This window comes from Halomonas jincaotanensis (assembly GCF_018448785.1).
Classification (GTDB): domain Bacteria; phylum Pseudomonadota; class Gammaproteobacteria; order Pseudomonadales; family Halomonadaceae; genus Halomonas; species Halomonas jincaotanensis.
The window spans coordinates 1-17659 of the sequence record NZ_JAHCLU010000002.1 but is presented as its reverse complement, the minus strand read 5'-3'; the positions used below and the strand labels follow the sequence as shown (position 1 = coordinate 17659).

Below are 17659 nucleotides of genomic sequence, written 5' to 3'. Positions count from 1 at the left end.
ATATTTCTCAACGCGAATCATCAACGTAATGCCACCATCGGCTCTTGCGCTGCTCTCCCGCCTGCATCACCCACTGGTACGCGATCTTGCCTGGGTGCTCCTGGCGCCTGACCTGATCGTCACTCCCTACCTGGGGCGGCCATCCATCAACGAGTTGGGTCTGAGTGATAACGCGACGTTAGAGGCATGGCTAGGTCAGCTTGAGCAATATCCTCAAGGGCTGCAACGTTACCTTGGCAATACGCTGGCCGGTCGCATGGGACTCTACCATGAGCGCCTCTGGCAATTCCTGCTCGAACGCGCGCCCGCTATAAGGCTGTTGGCACACAATCAACGGATCAGTCGAGGCAAGCTGACGCTTGGCGAACTCGATTTGCTGTATTGCCGGAAGGATGACCCCACACCCGTGCACCTCGAGGTGGCGATCAAATTTTACCTGGGGTTGCCGGACGGCCCCGGCCCCGCCACGGACCAGGCCCGCTGGATTGGCCCGAGTGGTGCCGACAGCCTGGCGATCAAGCGGGAGCGTCTGCATCGGCACCAGTTGCCGTTAAGCGGCATGGCAGAAGCGAGGGAGGCGATCCGTTCCGCCGTTGGCGAAACGACATACGAGGTCGATGAGCCGATACCTATCAAACACCGCCTCGCAATGCCCGGCGTCCTCTTCTATCCCTGGCATGCGCCCATGCCGGCCCCCATGGAAGCCGGCCCGGCACATCTGTCCGGGCAATGGCTATTCTGGAAGGACTGGCAACAATGGCGCGCATCACAACCGGCCGGTACCCGTGGCGCCTGGCTCAGAAGGCCTCACTGGTTCGCCGAGCCCCGCGATGAGCAACTGTGGTCGATGCAAGGGCTTGAGCAAGGACTCGCCCGCCACTTCCAGCTTGCCGCCTCGCCGTTACAACTCGTCGTAATGACACCTGACGGCCAACGGCAACGGTTGTTCCTGGTGGCAGATGACTGGCCACGGCAGATTCCTCTGCCGCCCATGCCCGCCTGCGCCGATGGCTGAGCCTCAACAACAGTCATAGTGCAGATCATTCGACAGGCCAGTATGGCGCCAGACTTCATGGAGGTGACATGGCGGAAGGAGAGATGATCCGAAGCGCTAACCATTACTGCGCTGGATTCAGCGCCTGCTCCAACAGATGGCGCTGACGGGGCAGCAGACCGACCTTTAACCCCAACGGCTTGAAGACTCGGTTCATCACGGCGAGAGTAATATTGCTCTTGTCGCCTTCCAAGTCGGAAAGCGTGCGCCGACTGATGCCTACCAGGCTGGCATAATCGGTCTGGGAAAGCCCCAGCACATCTCGGCGGAGGGCGCGTAGCAGCTGCCCCTCGGTGAGCTCGTCTGCGTAGAACTGCTCGAGCAGGAACAGCAGCGCAGCCTCTCGATCCGGCTGACTACGGGGTTTCACAGTAGCCCCCAGCGCTGCAGTCTGGCGTTCAGCGAATTCAGCCCTACCGCCGGCATGCCGAGTATACGCGTCGGCACCCCTCGGCTCTCCAGGCGTTCCCCAAGGCCCTCCAATGCGAGTGCCAGCTCCGTCAGCGCCGCCATCAGTCTTTCGGGTGCAACCAGATCGGCCAGGGAATCGGCAATGCCGAGCCAATCGAATTCGCCCCCCACTTCAAGCGGTGTCCCCCACTGCATGGTGCGGGTCACCCCTTCGGGGTCGGCCTTCATGGGAGCAAAGTCGAACACAGGAGAGAGCCAGACCCCCTCTGCTCGCTTGAGCAAGGCGGTATTACGGCCATGATTATCGGAGTTGCCGAAAGCGATATTGAGCAGGTCACGCTTGACCCACTCGATCACGAAGGCTTCGCTGTCGAATGCTATCTGCTCAGTGACTCTATACTGTCCCTGCAGCAGGTCGACAAGCCGACGCAGCGTCACGCCGTGCTTGAGAAAACTTCCCGGGGCAGCTTCCATGAGCGAGTAGACCGATTCCAGGCCATATCGCTGCCAGGCTCCATTACGATATTGCATGGCGAATCGTGGCAGCCAGAGGGATGGGTATCTCTCGCCTTCGACGAGTTGCATGGACTCAGTGTCGATGGTATCAACGCCCAGCGCTGCAAGCTCCTGATAATAATGGTATTCGGCACGCAGAATATCGCAGTCATCACTGGAGCGCCTTCCACGCGGAAATTTCACCAGCATCGGCCTATCGGGCTGTTGATCCTCATCCTGCCAGGTGTCGATCCAGACCCGCTCGTCTGCCCCCAACCGCAGCAACAACTTGGGTGCCTCCCCCCCGGCGCCCGTAGCACCACCGCTGGCGGCCCCCATCTGCTGGGCATATTCCAGAAAATCGGTGTGCCGCTCCACCACGCTGCTCAGGGAAAAGCGCCGTTTGCTCTGAGAAGCTGTAGCGCGCTTCTCCGGCACGGCTTCCTTAATTCGCAGATTTCCCACAGGCGCTATGGTCCCCTTGGCAAGCAACAACGTGTCCTGACGCCCTTCCGGCAGCTCGTGCAACCCAAGGTAGTTCACCCAAAAGCGGCGGCTGGCACCGGCGGGCATGATGTCCTCCAGGAAGCCAAACCAGCGAGGTGCACTATGGGTGAGCATCAGCTCTACGGGAAGGAGCAAGCTACAAGCATGCAAGTCATCATGAAACATCCAGTCGATGGCGTAATTGTGTTCATAGCGAAGCTTGGCTTCCCCCCTGATGCCTCGATCAGGCGCAGGTAGTATCAGGATGGCCGCATCATGCCAAGCCTGATCGAAGTGAATCTGCAGCGTCAGTTCCAAAGCTTACTCCTGCGCAAAGTAATGCTCAAAAAAAGCGAACCTTCTTACTTATGAGCAACTTGGCGCACAGAATATCATACAAAATAATTTTTTGCGTAGAATAATGCTCATCAAGGCAGGCAATCACTACCAAGCAATACTAGACGCCCGGCGCATCTCTTCGTGAGCCGGGCGTCGAGACCGGAATGCGCCATTGGCTCCTCACCCCTCGGGCTTTTCGAAAACCCAGCTGGTGCCTTCGCGGGAATCCTTGAGCACGATACCCAGCGCCGCCAGCTCGTCGCGGATAGCATCAGCCGTACCAAAATCCTTGGCCTTCTTGGCGGTGGCACGCGCCTCGATACGCGCCTGTATCTCCGCCTCGTCAAGCGCAACGTCAGTGACACCGCCCTGCAGGAAGGTCGCCGGGTCCTGCTGCAGCAGTCCCAGCATGTCGCCTAGCCGGCGAAGTTCGTGGGCCAGCGCCGGGGCCTGTTCTGGGGCTTCCTTCCTCGCACGATTGAGCTCGCGCGCAAGGTCGAAGAGTACCGACAGCGCTTCGGGGGTATTGAAGTCGTCGTCCATGGCCGCGGTAAAGCGCTTATGAAAGCGGCTATCCACGTCATCTTCAACGAAATCGACGCCCTCGAGTGCCACTCCTTCAAGCGAGTTATAGAAACGCTCCAGCGACTTGCGCGCCTCGGCGAGCGAATCCGGGGCGTAATTGATCGGACTGCGGTAGTGGCTCGCCACCAGCAGGTAGCGCACCACCTCGGGGTCGTGATGTTCGAGAACCTCACGGATGGTGAAGAAATTGCCCAGCGACTTCGACATCTTCTCCTGGTTCACCCGCACCGCCCCCGCATGCATCCAGGTATTGACGTAGTGATGCCCGGTGGCGGCTTCACTCTGGGCGATCTCGTTCTCGTGATGGGGGAACAGCAGGTCGGGGCCGCCACCGTGAATATCGAAGGTCTCGCCGAGACAGCAGGTCGACATCGCCGAACATTCGATGTGCCAGCCCGGGCGTCCCTCGCCCCAGGGCGAAGGCCAGCTGGCCTCGCCGGGCTTGGCGGCCTTCCACAGCACGAAGTCCAGCGGATCTTCCTTGTGCTCGTCAACGTCGATGCGCGCGCCGACACGCATGTCGTCGGGATCACGGTTGCTCAACCGACCATAGCCCTCGAAGCGGCGCACCCGGAAATAGACATCGCCATTGTCGGCGGCATAAGCGTAGGACTTGTCGATCAACGTCTCGATCATGCGCAGGATGTCGTCGACATGACGCGTGGCACGCGGCTCGTGATCCGGCGGCAGCACCCAGAGGCGCGCCTCGTCCTCGTGCATGGCCTCGATCATGCGCTCGGTCAGCGACGCGATCGACTCACCGTTTTCATCGGCGCGCTTGAGGATCTTGTCGTCGATATCGGTGACGTTGCGCACATAGGTGACGTCGTAGCCCCGGGCGCGCAGATAGCGGGTGATCACATCGAAGGCCACCATCACCCGCGCATGACCCAAGTGACAGAAGTCATAGACGGTCATGCCACAGACATACATGCGCACCTTGCCCGGCTCGATGGGCGTGAAGGGTTCCTTGCGCCTCGTCAGCGTGTTGTAGATCTGCATATCAGCGCTCACGTTCACCCCTTCGTCTTATCTTGATCTTTTTTCTGGGCTTCTTGCTTCTTGACCTTGGCCCAACTGTCCTTGAGTCCTACAGTGCGGTTGAACACCAGCCGGCCATCGCGGCTGTCATGACGGTCGGCACAGAAGTAGCCCACCCGCTCGAACTGGAAGCGACTCTCCGGGGTGGCGGTGGCCAGGCTCGGCTCGCCGATGCCCTCGACGGTGACCAGTGACTCGGGATTGAGATGCTCGAGGAAGTCGGCGTCCCGGTCCTTGTCCGGTTGCTCGACCTGGAAGAGGTTGTCGTAGAGGCGCACCTCGAGGGGCACGCCATGCGTGGCGCTGACCCAGTGGATCACGCCCTTGACCTTGCGACCCTCGGGGTTCTTGCCAAGCGTATCGAAATCCACAGAGCAGCGCAGTTCGTTGATTTCGCCGGCGGCGTCCTTGATCACCTCATCGCAGCGGATCACGTAGCTGTTGCGCAGGCGCACCTCCTTGCCCGGTGCCAGGCGGAAGAACTTCTTGGGCGGCTCCTCCATGAAGTCATCCTTGTCGATGTAGAGCTCCCGCGTGAACGGCACCTTCCGCACCGTCATGTCCTCGCGCGCCGGGTGGCCGGGCACCTCGTAGACCTCTTCGACATCTTCCGCCACGTTGGTCAGCACGAGCTTCAGCGGCTTGAGCACGGCCATGGCGCGAGGGGCGTTGTCCTCGAGATCGGAGCGGATGGCATGGGTCAACATGGCGATGTCCACCAGGCCGCCATCGGCGCGGGTCACGCCGATCATGTCGCAGAACTTGCGGATCGAGGCCGGCGTGTAGCCGCGGCGCCGCATGCCGGAAATGGTCGGCAGGCGCGGGTCGTCCCAGCCGTCGACGATCCCCTCGTCCACCAGCAACCTGAGCTTGCGCTTGGACGTCAGGGTGTAGTTGAGGTTGAGGCGCGCGAACTCGATCTGGCGGGGCTTCACCGGCACCGGCAGGTTATCGAGAAACCACTCATAGAGCGGGCGGTGATCCTCGAATTCCAGCGTACAGATGGAGTGCGTGACGCCCTCGATCGCATCCGACTGGCCGTGGGTGAAGTCGTAGGACGGATAGATCTTCCACTTATCGCCGGTCTGGTGATGGCTGGCGTGACGGATGCGATAGAGGATCGGGTCGCGCAGGTTGATGTTGGGCGCGGCCATGTCGATTTTGGCGCGCAGCACCTTCTGCCCCTCGGAGAAGTCGCCCACGCGCATGCGCTCGAGCAGGTCGAGATTCTCGTCGGCATGACGCTCGCGGTAGGGGCTGGGACGACCCGGTTCGGTCAGGCTGCCGCGGTACTCGCGGATCTCGTCAGGGGAAAGATCGTCGACATACGCCTTGCCTTCGCGTATCAAGTGTTGGGCCCAGGCATACAGCTGATCGAAGTAGTCGGAGGCGAAGCGCACACCACCGGCCCACTCGAAACCCAACCAGTTGACGTCAGCCTTGATGGCATCGATGTAGGCCTGCTCTTCCTTCGCCGGATTGGTATCGTCGAAGCGCAAGTGGCAGTCGCCACCGAACTGTTCCGCCAGCCCGAAATTCAAGCAGATGGACTTGGCATGGCCGATATGCAGGAAACCATTGGGCTCCGGCGGGAAGCGAGTGACGACCTTGGCTGTCTGCCCTGCCTCGACCTCCTCCTGTATCTGATTGCGGATAAAATTCGGCGCACTAGTGGTGTCGGTGGTCATGGTAGGAGAGGCAACCTCTGGTTGAATCGCGAGCCTGACAATGGGAGGGGAACGGTTTGAACGCCCCTCGACTTCGCGCATCGATGCAAAAGGGCTATTATAGCGCCACGTCTAGGGGTAGCGCCAAGGCGCATCCGGGTTATTGCCAGACACTCGACACATTACCGAGACACCACGAGACAGGAATTTGTCAATGATCGTACTGCAGACCAATTACGGCGACATCACCATCGAGCTTTACTACGACAAGGCGCCCAAGACCGCAGCCAATTTCGAGCAATACGTGCGCGACGGTTTCTATGACGGCACACTCTTCCATCGCGTCATTCCAGGCTTCATGGTCCAGGGAGGCGGCTTCGACACCGACTTCAACCAGAAAACGACTGGTGACCCCATCCAGAACGAAGCCGACAACGGCGTCAAGAACACCGCCGGTACCCTCGCCATGGCACGCACCCAGGATCCGCACTCGGCCACCGCGCAGTTTTTCATCAATGTCGCGGATAATGACTTTCTCAACCACAGCGGCAAGTCGATCCAGGGCTGGGGCTACTGCGTGTTCGGAGAAGTCACTGACGGAATAGAGGTGGTGGAAAGCATCAAGGCGGTTCCCACCACACGCCGCGGCATGCATGCCGATGTGCCCGCCGAGGATGTCATCATCCAGCGTGCCTATATCGCATGACCACCTTATTGATTTCGGACCTGCACTTGCATCCCGGCGCTCCCGAGGTCACTGAAGGCTTCATGCGATGGCTCGAGCGGCGTGCCAGCGACGCCGACTCCCTTTACATCCTGGGTGATTTCTTCGACGCCTGGATCGGCGACGACCTGCTCGACCTCACGGACAGCGATCCCACTGGCAGCGCCGCCCTCGCGGCGCGTGTCGCCAGCGCCCTGCACCGCCTGGCCGCCCAGGGTACGGAAATATTCATCATGCACGGCAATCGCGACTTTCTGCTGGGCGAGCGCTTTGCGGATGCAGCCGGCGCACGCCTGCTCGACGACCCGAGCGTCGTGGTGCTCGGCGGCAGCCAGGTGCTGCTGATGCATGGCGATAGCCTGTGTACCCGCGATACCGCCTACATGGCCTTCCGGCGGCAGGCCCGCGACCCTGTGTGGCAGCGCCAGATACTCGCCATGCCGATCACTGAGCGTATCGCGCTCGCCCGCCAGCTACGCGAGCAATCGGGAGAAGCCAATTCCAACAAGGCCGAGGACATCATGGACGTAACGCCGGATGAGGTCATCCACATCATGCGTGGGTACGGTGTGACGACCCTGATCCACGGTCATACCCATCGGCCAGCAGTGCATGAGCTCGAGGTCGACGGCGAGCCAGCCAAACGCTTCGTGCTGGGCGACTGGCACCCTGACAAGGGCTGGGAAATCCTCGTGGAAGCTGGACAGACACCTCAGTTACGCGAATTTGCCCTGTCGTGACACTTGGATGTCGCCTTCTCTCAAGCTTGACAGCCCTGCAAGGCTAACTGTATTGCCTCTGCCTTCGGCATGGCGTCGGGTTCACCGATAAGCTCCAGTCGTGAATCACGACGCCAGGCCGACGCCGTCAGGGTGACCGCAGCGTCGGCGCGGTTATAGAGCTTCCAGCCATCTACAGTGTGAAACACGCCTTTTACCCGCAACTCCCCCGGCAGTTCCCCCAGGTACGCCGTCAAACGGTCCAGATCGAAACGATCCTGCGCGTGCCAGCGCCAACTCAGAGACACATATCCGAGCGAGGAACCGATGTCGAGAATCGGCTCACCGAGTGCGGGCTCGCGAAACATCGCGTCTTCCTGCGAACTGTGAGCCGCTGCCCTGTGAGTATGACGATGCACAGGTGGGGTACGGTCGCTGCTAGGCCTATCCTGATCACCAGCCTGAAGCAGCCAGGATAGCGCAAGCTCTCCATGGGGCGCCTGCCTTACCCACTTGCGTGGCGGCCAAAGCGTTTCTGCCAACTCGAGAGCAGCCTGAATCTGGGCAGGCGTCGACAAGTCGGTCATCGTCAGCGCAATCCCGTCGGCAATGCTCAACTGATCGCTGAAGGTCACGCTGTCGCGGGAGCGTGGGTCCTCCAGGCGCCGGGGATCCAGGACAGCAATAATGTCGCGTACTTCCAGCACCCCTGCGAAGCCTTCCCCTTGCAGGACATCCAGCAGGCCGGCCGGATGCCCCAACCCCGACGGCTCGATAATCAGTCGGTCTGGTCGATATCGGTGTACCAGCTTGACCAGAGACGCCTGCAGCACAAACGCCAACTGGCAGCACAGACACCCTCCCGGCAGTCCCTGGATGATCAGATCGTCTCGCTCGGGAAACATTGTCTGATCGATCCCGACCCGACCGAATTCGTTGATCACCACTGCCCAACGCTCATGGGTCGGTTTCTGCTCGATCAGTCGACGAATCAGGGTGCTCTTGCCACTGCCCAGAAAGCCGGTGATCAAATGTACGGTTATCGGGTTCAACAGATTCTGCATAACGAAACGTGGAGGTCCATGAAGGTCGCAATAGTTCTGTTATATTATAACTTAACAGGGCTGCTTGGCCATATTGGAACTGTTCTATAAACGTGAAATCAAAAAGATAACGGTATAAATATCATGGTTAAAAAATGGGGCGCTTCAGCGCCCCATACCATCCCAACCATGTATTACAGCCGCTCAATATCCGCCTGATCGCGAAGTGTCTCGAGAAGTCCCTGGATTGCGGCCTGAACACGTAGCCGCTCGGCCATGCGTGCCACAAATTGCTCGACTTGCTCATCGACCTCGCCTTCCTCGACGCTGTCGAGCGCTATCAAAATCGCTTCATCCCCATCGACGACATGGCCAAAAACCGCTTCGCCATTTTTGGGTGCCGGCAAACGAAAGACCGCTTCTATCACCGACTGGCTGACGTCAGCCGAGGACTGACGGCCAACGTCTTCGGCACTCTCCCAGTCGATATCAGGAGAATCACCACTACGCAATTGCTTGACGCGTTCGGCGGCAAGTTCCCTCAAGGCTTCACGGCGCAGCCTGGTCTCGACCCTCGAGCGCACCTCTTCACGTACCTCGTCGAGTTCAAGCACGCTAGCGTCCCGATGATCGGCAACACGCAACACCATTCGACGATCTTCATCGAGTTCGATGACTTCGCTGTTATACCCCTCCTCGATGACATCGTCGCTGAATGCCTGCTGCATGACACCAGGCTCGGATAGCACCCCCTCGGCTTCATCGCGAGACATCCAGTCACTGGTCTGCAGCGTGAGGCCTATTTCGTCGGCGACACTCTGCAGGTCATCAGCGGCGAAACTCCTGTCGATCAGCTGTTGTGCTTTTTCGTTGAACTGATCCGACACCCTCGACAAGGCAATCTCACGCTCAAGTTGATCGCGAACCTCCTCGAAGTCAGGCCGCTCCAACTCGGTCACCTTGATCAAGTGCAGGCCATTGTCAGTTTCAACGATTTCCGATACCTGGCCTTCATCCAGGGAAAATGCCGCATCCTCGAAAGCCTCACCAAAGAAGCCACGGCTGATGACGCCGAGATCACCACCCTGCTCGGCGGAGACGTTATCCTCGGACACCTCAGCGGCCACGTCTTCAAAGGCATCGCCGTCGTTGAGGCGTTCTCGAACATCCTGCAGAGCCGCTTCGGCTTCCTCACGCGTTCGCTCCTCGCCATAGGTCAGCATGATGTGCGAGACGCGACGATCGGCATCGGCGCTCGTCGCATTCCAGCGTTCACGCAGGGCGTCTTCCTCGACATCGACGTCTTGTGCCATTTGCTGTCGATCGAGCACCACATAGTCGAGACGCACCTGCTCGGGACGACGGAAGTCCTCAGTATTTTCTTCGTAATAACGCTGGATGGCCTGATCGTCGGCTTCGGGAAGGCTCTCGAGATCGTCGACGGTCAACGCGTGGTAGCGAAAGTCACGTGTCTGACGCTGCAGAGCACCCAGTGTCTCGCGCTCGGCGGGTAAGGTGAACTCACTGAGCGCCATGCCCTGCTCGAGCTGCTGGCGCTTCATGTCGGTTCGCAGCTGGTCGCGGAAGGAGAGCGGCGTATAACCGGCGCTGGCCAAACGGTTGCGGAAAAGTTCTTGAGAGAACCGCCCTTCCTGGTCCTGGAACTCCGGCAGCGAAACGATCAGTTCATCAAGCTGATTTTCGGAGAGATGCATTCCACCTTCGTCGGTATACTGGGTCAACAAACGGACGCTAATAAGCTCGTTTAGCATCTCGTTGCGAAGCTGCCGCTCCTGCTCAGGGGGGACCTGCCCGCTACGGATGGCTCGCTGGACCTCCATCTCGAGCTGCTGACGCGTGATCGTCTCACCGTTAACCTCGGCGATATCCTCTCCGCTGTTACCGAGCAGTCCGACCAGCGACTCGACACCAAACAATGCCATGGTCACGACGACGGCACCGATGATGATCTTGGCGCCCCAGCTCCTGGAGCGGTCTCGAATACTTTGCAGCATGCAGGCCTCGGGTAGGTGGTATGGGCAGAGTCCCGCCACATTATACGCATCGACGCCTGACACGCGACCATCAGTCCACGCTAAATCGGCGCTTCACAAGAAAACAGGCGCACCGCCGGTGGGCGATGCGCCTGGAGGAAACAAGCGTCATGGCGATGGCACAAGCCGGTCGCTCAGTTGACGGAGTCCTTCAGTGCCTTACCGGCCTTGAAGCTCGGCACCTTGGCAGCACTGATTTCGATCGGTTGACCAGTCTGGGGATTGCGGCCAGTACGCGCAGCCCGCTCCTTGACGGTGAAAGTGCCAAAGCCTACCAGCGAAACGCTATCGCCCTTCTTTAGACTATCGGTTACGGAATCGACCATGGCGTCCAGGGCGCGAGTCGCTGCCGCCTTGGGAATATCGGCAGATGCGGCGATGGCTTCGATCAGCTCGGATTTGTTCACACTTCACCCCTTGACTTTTACGGAAATTGGCTTTAACCGGCGCAACTTTAAACTAAATGACGCGGTCTCAGCCTGACATGATTTATAGCAATGCGGTCAAACGACTGTCAAGTAATCTTGAGCGCCAGACCCCGCCATACCGGGATTTTGGAACCGATATGACAGGATAATTATCGTTAATGCGTGCTTACCATCGTATGCGCAGCGACTGGATCATCAGTCCGAGAATCCTCGCCTGATGCTTCAGGCTTTTTAGCCAACGCCTCTTCGAGAATATCGTCTATCCAGCGGACAGGTCTGATGTCGAGGGCTTCCTTGATATTGTCGGGAACCTCCTTGAGATCGCGCCGATTCTCCTCGGGCACCAGCACCGTCTTTATACCACCGCGCCTGGCTGCCAGCAATTTCTCCTTCAGGCCACCGATCGGCATAACCTCGCCACGCAGGTTGACTTCCCCGGTCATGGCCACATCACAGCGCACGGCCCGACCGGAATAGGCGGACACCATCGCCGTCACCATAGCGACGCCCGCACTGGGACCATCCTTGGGTGTTGCCCCCTCGGGCACGTGGATGTGCAAGTCTTCCTTCTCGAAGCGCTCGGGATCGATACCCAGCGACACGGCGCGAGCACGCACCACGGTATGGGCAGCACTCACTGACTCTTTCATCACATCACCCAGCGAGCCGGTCTTGTTGATGCGCCCCTTGCCAGGCGTGACCACCGACTCGATGCTTAACAGCTCTCCTCCAACGGAGGTCCAGGCCAGCCCCGTCACGCGCCCCACCTGATCCTCCTGATCGGCCAGGCCATAACTGTAGCGGCGAACGCCTGCATACTGCTCAATATCAGCACCTGCCAACACCACCGGCGCCTGGGCCCCTTCCTTGGCTTCCTTGGCAAGCAGTTCGCGCAACACCTTGCGCGATACCTTGGCGATCTGACGCTCGAGCTCACGCACCCCAGCTTCACGGGAGTAATAGCGTATCAGTTCCAGTAACGCCTCATCTGCAAACTCCAACTCTTCGTCCTTGAAGCCGTTGGCCTTGAGCTGCTTGGGTACCAGATAGCGCTTGGCGATCGCAAGCTTCTCGTCTTCGGTGTAACCCGGCAGACGGATCACTTCCATGCGGTCGAGCAGCGGGCCAGGGATGTTCATTGAATTGGCCGTGCAGATGAACAGCGTCTCGGAGAGGTCGTAATCCAGTTCGAGGTAGTGATCACTGAAGGTATTGTTCTGCTCCGGATCAAGCACCTCGAGCAGCGCGGAAGCGGGATCACCACGATGGTCCATGCCGATCTTGTCGACTTCATCAAGCAGAAACAGCGGATTCTTGACGCCAGCCCGGGACATGCGCTGAACCATCTTGCCTGGCAGCGAACCGATATAGGTGCGACGATGGCCCCGAATCTCGGACTCGTCTCGCACGCCACCCAGCGCCAGACGCACATATTTGCGATTGGTGGCACGGGCGATGGACTGACCCAGCGATGTCTTGCCAACGCCAGGTGGGCCGACCAGGCAGAGCACCGGCCCCTTGAGCGTCTTGACCCGCTTGTGCACGGCAAGATATTCGAGGATCCGCGCCTTGACCTCTTCGAGGCCGTAGTGATCCTCGTCGAGCACTTTCTGGGCATGCACCAGGTCATGCTTTACACGCGTGCGCTTCTTCCACGGAACCGCCACCAGCCAATCAAGATAGGAGCGCACGACCGTGGCTTCTGCGGATGACGGCGACATCATCTTCAGCTTGTTGAGCTCCTGGGTCGCCTTCTCGGCCGCCTCCTTGGGCATGCCGGCGTCCTTGATCGCCCGCTCGTACTTCTCGGCCTCGTTGGGCACATTCTCGAGCTCGCCCATCTCTTTCTGGATGGCCTTCATCTGCTCGTTGAGATAGTACTCGCGCTGAGACTTCTCCATCTGGTCCTTGACCCGCGAGCGGATACGCTTCTCGACCTGCAAGAGATCGATCTCTGACTCGATCAACGCCATGAGATGCTCGATGCGATCACGCACGCGATCCATCTCCAGCAACTGTTGCTTGTCGTCGATCTTCAGCGACAGATGCGCGCAGATGGTGTCGACCAGGCGGCTGGGATCTTCGATGCCCGAGAGCGAGTTGAGCACCTCATTGGGCACTTTCTTCGACATCTTCACGTATTGCTCGAACTGGTTGAGCAAGACACGTACCAGCGCCTCCTGCTCCCGCTCGGTGAGGGGTTCACTCTCGCGCAGGTTTACCTCGGCACGGCTATACCCCTGATCGACAACAAGGATTTCCCCGACGTTGGCGCGCGAGACACCCTCGATGAGTACCTTGACGGTGCCATCGGGCAGCTTGAGTAACTGCATGATCTCGGCCACGGTTCCGATCGAAAAAAGATCACCGTGATCAGGGTCATCCTTGCTGGCTTCACGCTGAGCTACCAGCAGGACACGTTTATCCGCCTCCATGGCTGCCTCGAGAGCCTGGATCGATTTCTCGCGGCCGACGAACAAGGGGATAACCATTTGCGGGTAGACGACCACGTCCCGCAGCGGCAAAAGGGGCAGACTCAGGGTCTGTTCGGCGTTCTGCTGCATCGCAGACGTTCCTCAAAAACGAATCGGAAGAATACTGACTGACGTATTACCAACGGAGTGGGGGCGGCATTGCCATATTGCAAGGCAAGGCGCAGGAGGGCATAAAAAAGCGGCACTAGGTTATAAAAACGATGGGAGCGAACCCATTGCGGCACGTCCCTATCAGCACGCCATCGCAATGACCCCACTCCCAGCACAAGGAGAGCTTGTTCCCGCCTTTGCCTTCGCCTCAGCCGTCGGTGCCGTCGACTCGCGCCTCTTCCTGCTGCGAGTAGATCATCAGCGGCTCACTCTCGCCGGTGATCACCGACGCATCGATAACCACCTTGGACACCCCTTCGAGCGAAGGGATCTCGTACATGGTATCGAGCAGCACTGATTCAAGAATGGAGCGCAGGCCACGTGCACCGGTCTTGCGCGCCATCGCCTTGTGCGCCACCGCGCGCAAGGCATCCTCACGGAACTCGAGTTCCACATCTTCCATATGGAACAGCTTGGCGTACTGCTTGACCAGCGAGTTCTTGGGCTCGGTGAGGATCTCGATCAAGGCATCCTCGGTCAGTTCGGTCAAGGTGGCGATAACCGGCAGTCGGCCCACGAATTCGGGAATCAGGCCGAACTTGACCAGATCCTCGGGCTCAACGTTGGTCAGCAGATCACCCACGCCCTTGGCTTCGTCCTTGCTCTTGATCTCGGCATTGAACCCGATACCCCCCTTTTCGGTGCGCTCACGGACCACCTTGTCCAGGCCGGCAAAAGCGCCGCCTACAATAAACAGGATATTGCCAGTATCAACCTGCAGGAACTCCTGCTGAGGATGCTTACGACCACCCTGGGGCGGCACCGAGGCCGTGGTACCCTCGATCAACTTGAGCAAGGCCTGCTGGACACCCTCGCCGGAGACATCTCGCGTGATCGACGGGTTGTCCGACTTGCGCGATATCTTGTCGATCTCATCGATATAGACGATACCACGTTGCGCTTTCTCGACGTCGTAGTCGCACTTCTGCAGCAGCTTCTGAATGATGTTCTCGACGTCTTCACCGACATAGCCGGCTTCGGTCAAGGTGGTCGCGTCGGCAATGGTAAAAGGCACATTGAGAAGCCGCGCCAGCGTCTCGGCCAACAGAGTCTTGCCGCTGCCGGTAGGGCCGATCAGCAGGATGTTCGACTTACCGAGTTCGACATCCTCCCCCTTCACGCCGGAGCGAAGCCGCTTGTAGTGATTGTAAACTGCCACGGACAACACCATCTTGGCGCGGTCCTGGCCGATCACGTAATCGTCGAGGGTGTGACGAATCTCGCGGGGAGCCGGCAGACGCTCTTCATCGCTCTCGGCATCGGCATCGAGAACTTCTTCGCGAATGATGTCATTACACAGGTCGACACATTCATCGCAGATATAGACGGACGGGCCGGCAATCAGCTTGCGCACTTCGTTCTGGTTCTTGCCGCAGAACGAGCAGTAAAGCAGTTTGCTACCTTCGTCCTTGCCTTTGCCGTCGGCCATTCGCGTACCTCTTTCACAAAGACGATCCTGACAGTAACCGCCTGGATCGTCGGATTCGTCACGGCGGCGCACGCCGCCGGGAAACTAACTTCGCCTGAACGGCATCCTTCGCCTGAACGGCGTAACTATTACGAATTACGCTATCAGGATGTGGGACGCTTATCCAGCACCGCGTCGATCAAGCCATACTCGGCGGCCTGTTTGCCATCCATGAAGTTATCGCGGTCGGTATCCCGGGCGATCGTCTCGAAGTCCTGGCCAGTGTGGTGCGCCAGAATACGGTTGAGCTTGTCACGGATGCCCAGAATCTCGCGGGTGTGGATCTCGATATCCGAGGCCTGACCCTGATACCCACCCAGCGGCTGGTGAATCATCATGCGGGAATTGGGCAGGCAAAAACGCTTGCCGGCTGCCCCGCCTGCCAGCAGGAAGGCCCCCATACTCGCGGCCTGGCCGATGCAGACAGTCGACACATCGGGCTTGACGAACTGCATGGTGTCGTAGATCGACATACCAGCCGTCACGCCGCCACCCGGCGAGTTGATGTAAAGATGAATGTCCTTGTCCGGATTCTCGGATTCAAGAAACAGCAGCTGCGCGACCACCAGGTTGGCCGTGTAGTCTTCCACCGGACCCACCAGGAAGATCACACGCTCCTTGAGCAGACGAGAGTAGATGTCATAAGACCTTTCGCCTCTCGCGCTCTGCTCGACCACCATCGGCACCAGGCCGCCGGCGTTTTGAATATCGAACTCGTTACTCATTTGCGTGAAGTCCTTGCATCCGATGAAGGAAAGGGTGGGTAAGGGCGGCGCCCCATGCCTTGCTGGCACGGGGCATCGCAGCCATCAGGCCTTGGCCTGGTCACTGCCTTCTTCGCTTTGCTCTTCAGCGTCATCCTCGGCATCGTCGTCGACTTCTGCTTGCTGCTGCGCTGTCGCCAGCGCTTCCTGATAACTCATCTCCACATCCTTGACGGATGCCTGTTCCAACAGGATATCGACAGCTTTCTCTTCGAGGATGGCAGACTTGACCTGAGTCTTCATCTGCTCGTTACCCATGTAATACTCGACCACTTGTTCGGGCTCTTGATACTGCTGGGCGAGCTCCTGAACCTTGGCCTTGATCTCGTCATCACTGGCGTCAACGCCATGAGTCTTGATCACTTCGGCGAGCAGCAGGCCCGCCTGAACGCGGCCCTTTGCCTGATCGGCAAACAGTTCGTTGGGCAGCTGGTTGACATCGAAGTCCTCGCCGAGACCAAACTGCTGAGCCGCCTGACGCTTGAGCCCGTCGGTTTCCTGCTGGACGAGATTCTGCGGCACCGGAATCTCGTTGGCCTTCTTGAGCGCCTCGAGCACCTGCTGCTTGACGCGGTTGTCGACGGCCTGGTTGGCCTCGCGCGTCATGTTCTGCTTGACCTCTTCGCGGAACCTGTCGAGGTCGCCATCGTCGACACCGAAGCGCTTGACGAATTCGGCATCCACTTCCGGCAGGGCCTGACCGCTGACCGCATGCACCTTGACCTGGAAGGTCGCTTCCTGACCGGCCAGATTCTCGGCCTGGTAGTCTTCCGGAAAAGTCACCTTGAGCGTCTTTTCTTCACCGGCCTTGGCACCAATGAGCTGCTCCTCGAAACCCGGAATAAAGTTGCCGGACCCTATCACCAACTGATGACCTTCGGCGCTACCGCCCTCGAAAGGCTCATCGCCGAGAAACCCCTGGAAGTCGATCGTCACCTGGTCGCCATCTTCGGCGGCGCGCTCGACTTCTTCCCAAGAGGCATGCTGCTTGCGCAGCGTCTCGATCATCTCGTCAACATCCGCCTCGGTGATCTCGACCACCGGCCGCTCGACCTCGGTTCCGTCGATGGACGCCAGCTCGATTTCCGGATAGATCTCAAGCGTTGCGGTGAACTCAAGATCCTTTCCCGCCTCATTGACGGTGGCTTCGATATTCGGGTAGCCGGCCGGATTGAGATTCTCGTCGCTGATGACGCGCACGTAGCGCTCGCGCATCACTTCACCCACCACTTCGTTGCGCACGTCGCTGCCGTAGCGCTGACGAATCACCGACATCGGCACCTTGCCCTTGCGGAACCCGTCCATTCGTACGTTCTTGGCGGCATCCTTGAGACGGGCAGCGACGGCCTCATCGATCTCGTTAGCCGGCACCTGCACGGTGATGCGGCGTTCGATCTGGGAGGTCGTATCGACGGAAACTTGCATGAAATGTCCTCTACCGACTGGGGCGTTCTGTTGGGTGCGTGAAAAACGTTAAGGGAAGGATTCTATGAATCCCTCCTGGCACTGGCAAGCGCCTTGCCGGTGAAATGGGGGCGTCGGGCGGTAATACAAGGCGCCAAGGGCCAAAAAACATGCGGCAACGCTGTGTTTCGATCCGAGTCATGACAGGCTTCGCCCAACAAGCCATGTCGAACAACAACAATGTTAGCGATCCTTCGTTCGTCGAGGGGCACGTTCAAATTCGTTGGCAAGGGGACAAACAAGAGGGAAATTCTGAGGAAGAACGGGCAAAT

At 59.1% G+C, this 17659-nt stretch carries 14 protein-coding genes; 3 read left to right on the top strand and 11 right to left on the bottom strand.

Features of this window, described 5'->3' with window-relative positions; translation table 11 throughout:
• The first annotated feature begins 28 nt into the window (after positions 1 to 28).
• Positions 29 to 1015, top strand: a complete 987-nt coding sequence (locus KG088_RS02480; RefSeq protein ID WP_213823914.1) for a DUF1853 family protein — start codon at positions 29 to 31, stop codon at positions 1013 to 1015.
• 103 nt (positions 1016 to 1118) lie between these two features.
• On the opposite strand, the gene KG088_RS02475 is transcribed toward KG088_RS02480, so the two are convergent.
• The 4 genes from KG088_RS02475 to KG088_RS02460 form a co-directional block, all read right to left on the bottom strand.
• Positions 1119 to 1424, bottom strand: coding sequence for a helix-turn-helix transcriptional regulator (locus KG088_RS02475; protein ID WP_213823913.1), 306 nt, complete (start codon positions 1422 to 1424; stop codon positions 1119 to 1121).
• Positions 1421 to 2764 carry a type II toxin-antitoxin system HipA family toxin gene (locus tag KG088_RS02470; protein ID WP_213823912.1) on the bottom strand — a complete coding sequence of 448 codons (1344 nt, stop codon included), beginning with the start codon at positions 2762 to 2764 and terminating at the stop codon, positions 1421 to 1423. The genes KG088_RS02475 and KG088_RS02470 overlap by 4 nt, the downstream gene beginning before the upstream one ends.
• A gap of 201 nt (positions 2765 to 2965) precedes the next feature.
• The gene (cysS, locus tag KG088_RS02465) at positions 2966 to 4372 is read right to left on the bottom strand and encodes a cysteine--tRNA ligase (RefSeq protein ID WP_213823911.1); all 1407 of its coding nucleotides are present in this window, start codon (positions 4370 to 4372) and stop codon (positions 2966 to 2968) included.
• 14 nt (positions 4373 to 4386) lie between these two features.
• Positions 4387 to 6099, bottom strand: a complete 1713-nt coding sequence (locus KG088_RS02460) for a glutamine--tRNA ligase/YqeY domain fusion protein (protein ID WP_213823910.1) — start codon at positions 6097 to 6099, stop codon at positions 4387 to 4389.
• A 193-nt stretch (positions 6100 to 6292) separates the two neighbouring features.
• On the opposite strand from KG088_RS02460, the gene KG088_RS02455 reads away from it, so the two are divergent.
• A complete protein-coding gene (locus KG088_RS02455; protein ID WP_213823909.1) occupies positions 6293 to 6784 on the top strand; it encodes a peptidylprolyl isomerase in 492 nt (163 codons plus the stop codon).
• On the top strand, positions 6781 to 7542 hold the full coding sequence (locus KG088_RS02450; protein ID WP_213823908.1) for a UDP-2,3-diacylglucosamine diphosphatase: 762 nt from the start codon (positions 6781 to 6783) through the stop codon (positions 7540 to 7542). The genes KG088_RS02455 and KG088_RS02450 overlap by 4 nt, the downstream gene beginning before the upstream one ends.
• Before the next feature lie 20 nt (positions 7543 to 7562).
• On the opposite strand, the gene KG088_RS02445 is transcribed toward KG088_RS02450, so the two are convergent.
• The 7 genes from KG088_RS02445 to tig all read right to left on the bottom strand — a co-directional run bounded on the left by KG088_RS02445 (position 7563) and on the right by tig (position 17348).
• Positions 7563 to 8573: a CobW family GTP-binding protein gene (locus KG088_RS02445; RefSeq protein WP_250148030.1), complete on the bottom strand. Its 1011-nt coding sequence runs from the start codon at positions 8571 to 8573 to the stop codon at positions 7563 to 7565.
• 185 nt (positions 8574 to 8758) lie between these two features.
• Entirely contained in the window at positions 8759 to 10579 is a 1821-nt protein-coding gene (locus tag KG088_RS02440; RefSeq protein WP_213823906.1) for a SurA N-terminal domain-containing protein, read from the bottom strand.
• 173 nt (positions 10580 to 10752) lie between these two features.
• Complete coding sequence (locus KG088_RS02435) at positions 10753 to 11025, bottom strand: HU family DNA-binding protein (protein ID WP_213823905.1); 273 nt, start codon at positions 11023 to 11025, stop codon at positions 10753 to 10755.
• 176 nt (positions 11026 to 11201) lie between these two features.
• Complete coding sequence (gene lon, locus KG088_RS02430; RefSeq protein WP_213823904.1) at positions 11202 to 13610, bottom strand: endopeptidase La; 2409 nt, start codon at positions 13608 to 13610, stop codon at positions 11202 to 11204.
• Positions 13611 to 13839: 229 nt separating this feature from the next.
• Positions 13840 to 15120, bottom strand: coding sequence for an ATP-dependent Clp protease ATP-binding subunit ClpX (gene clpX / locus KG088_RS02425; protein WP_213823903.1), 1281 nt, complete (start codon positions 15118 to 15120; stop codon positions 13840 to 13842).
• Between the two features lie 143 nt (positions 15121 to 15263).
• The gene (gene clpP, locus KG088_RS02420; RefSeq protein WP_213823902.1) at positions 15264 to 15884 is read right to left on the bottom strand and encodes an ATP-dependent Clp endopeptidase proteolytic subunit ClpP; all 621 of its coding nucleotides are present in this window, start codon (positions 15882 to 15884) and stop codon (positions 15264 to 15266) included.
• Between the two features lie 84 nt (positions 15885 to 15968).
• Complete coding sequence (gene tig / locus KG088_RS02415; RefSeq protein ID WP_213823901.1) at positions 15969 to 17348, bottom strand: trigger factor; 1380 nt, start codon at positions 17346 to 17348, stop codon at positions 15969 to 15971.
• Positions 17349 to 17659 lie beyond the last annotated feature (311 nt).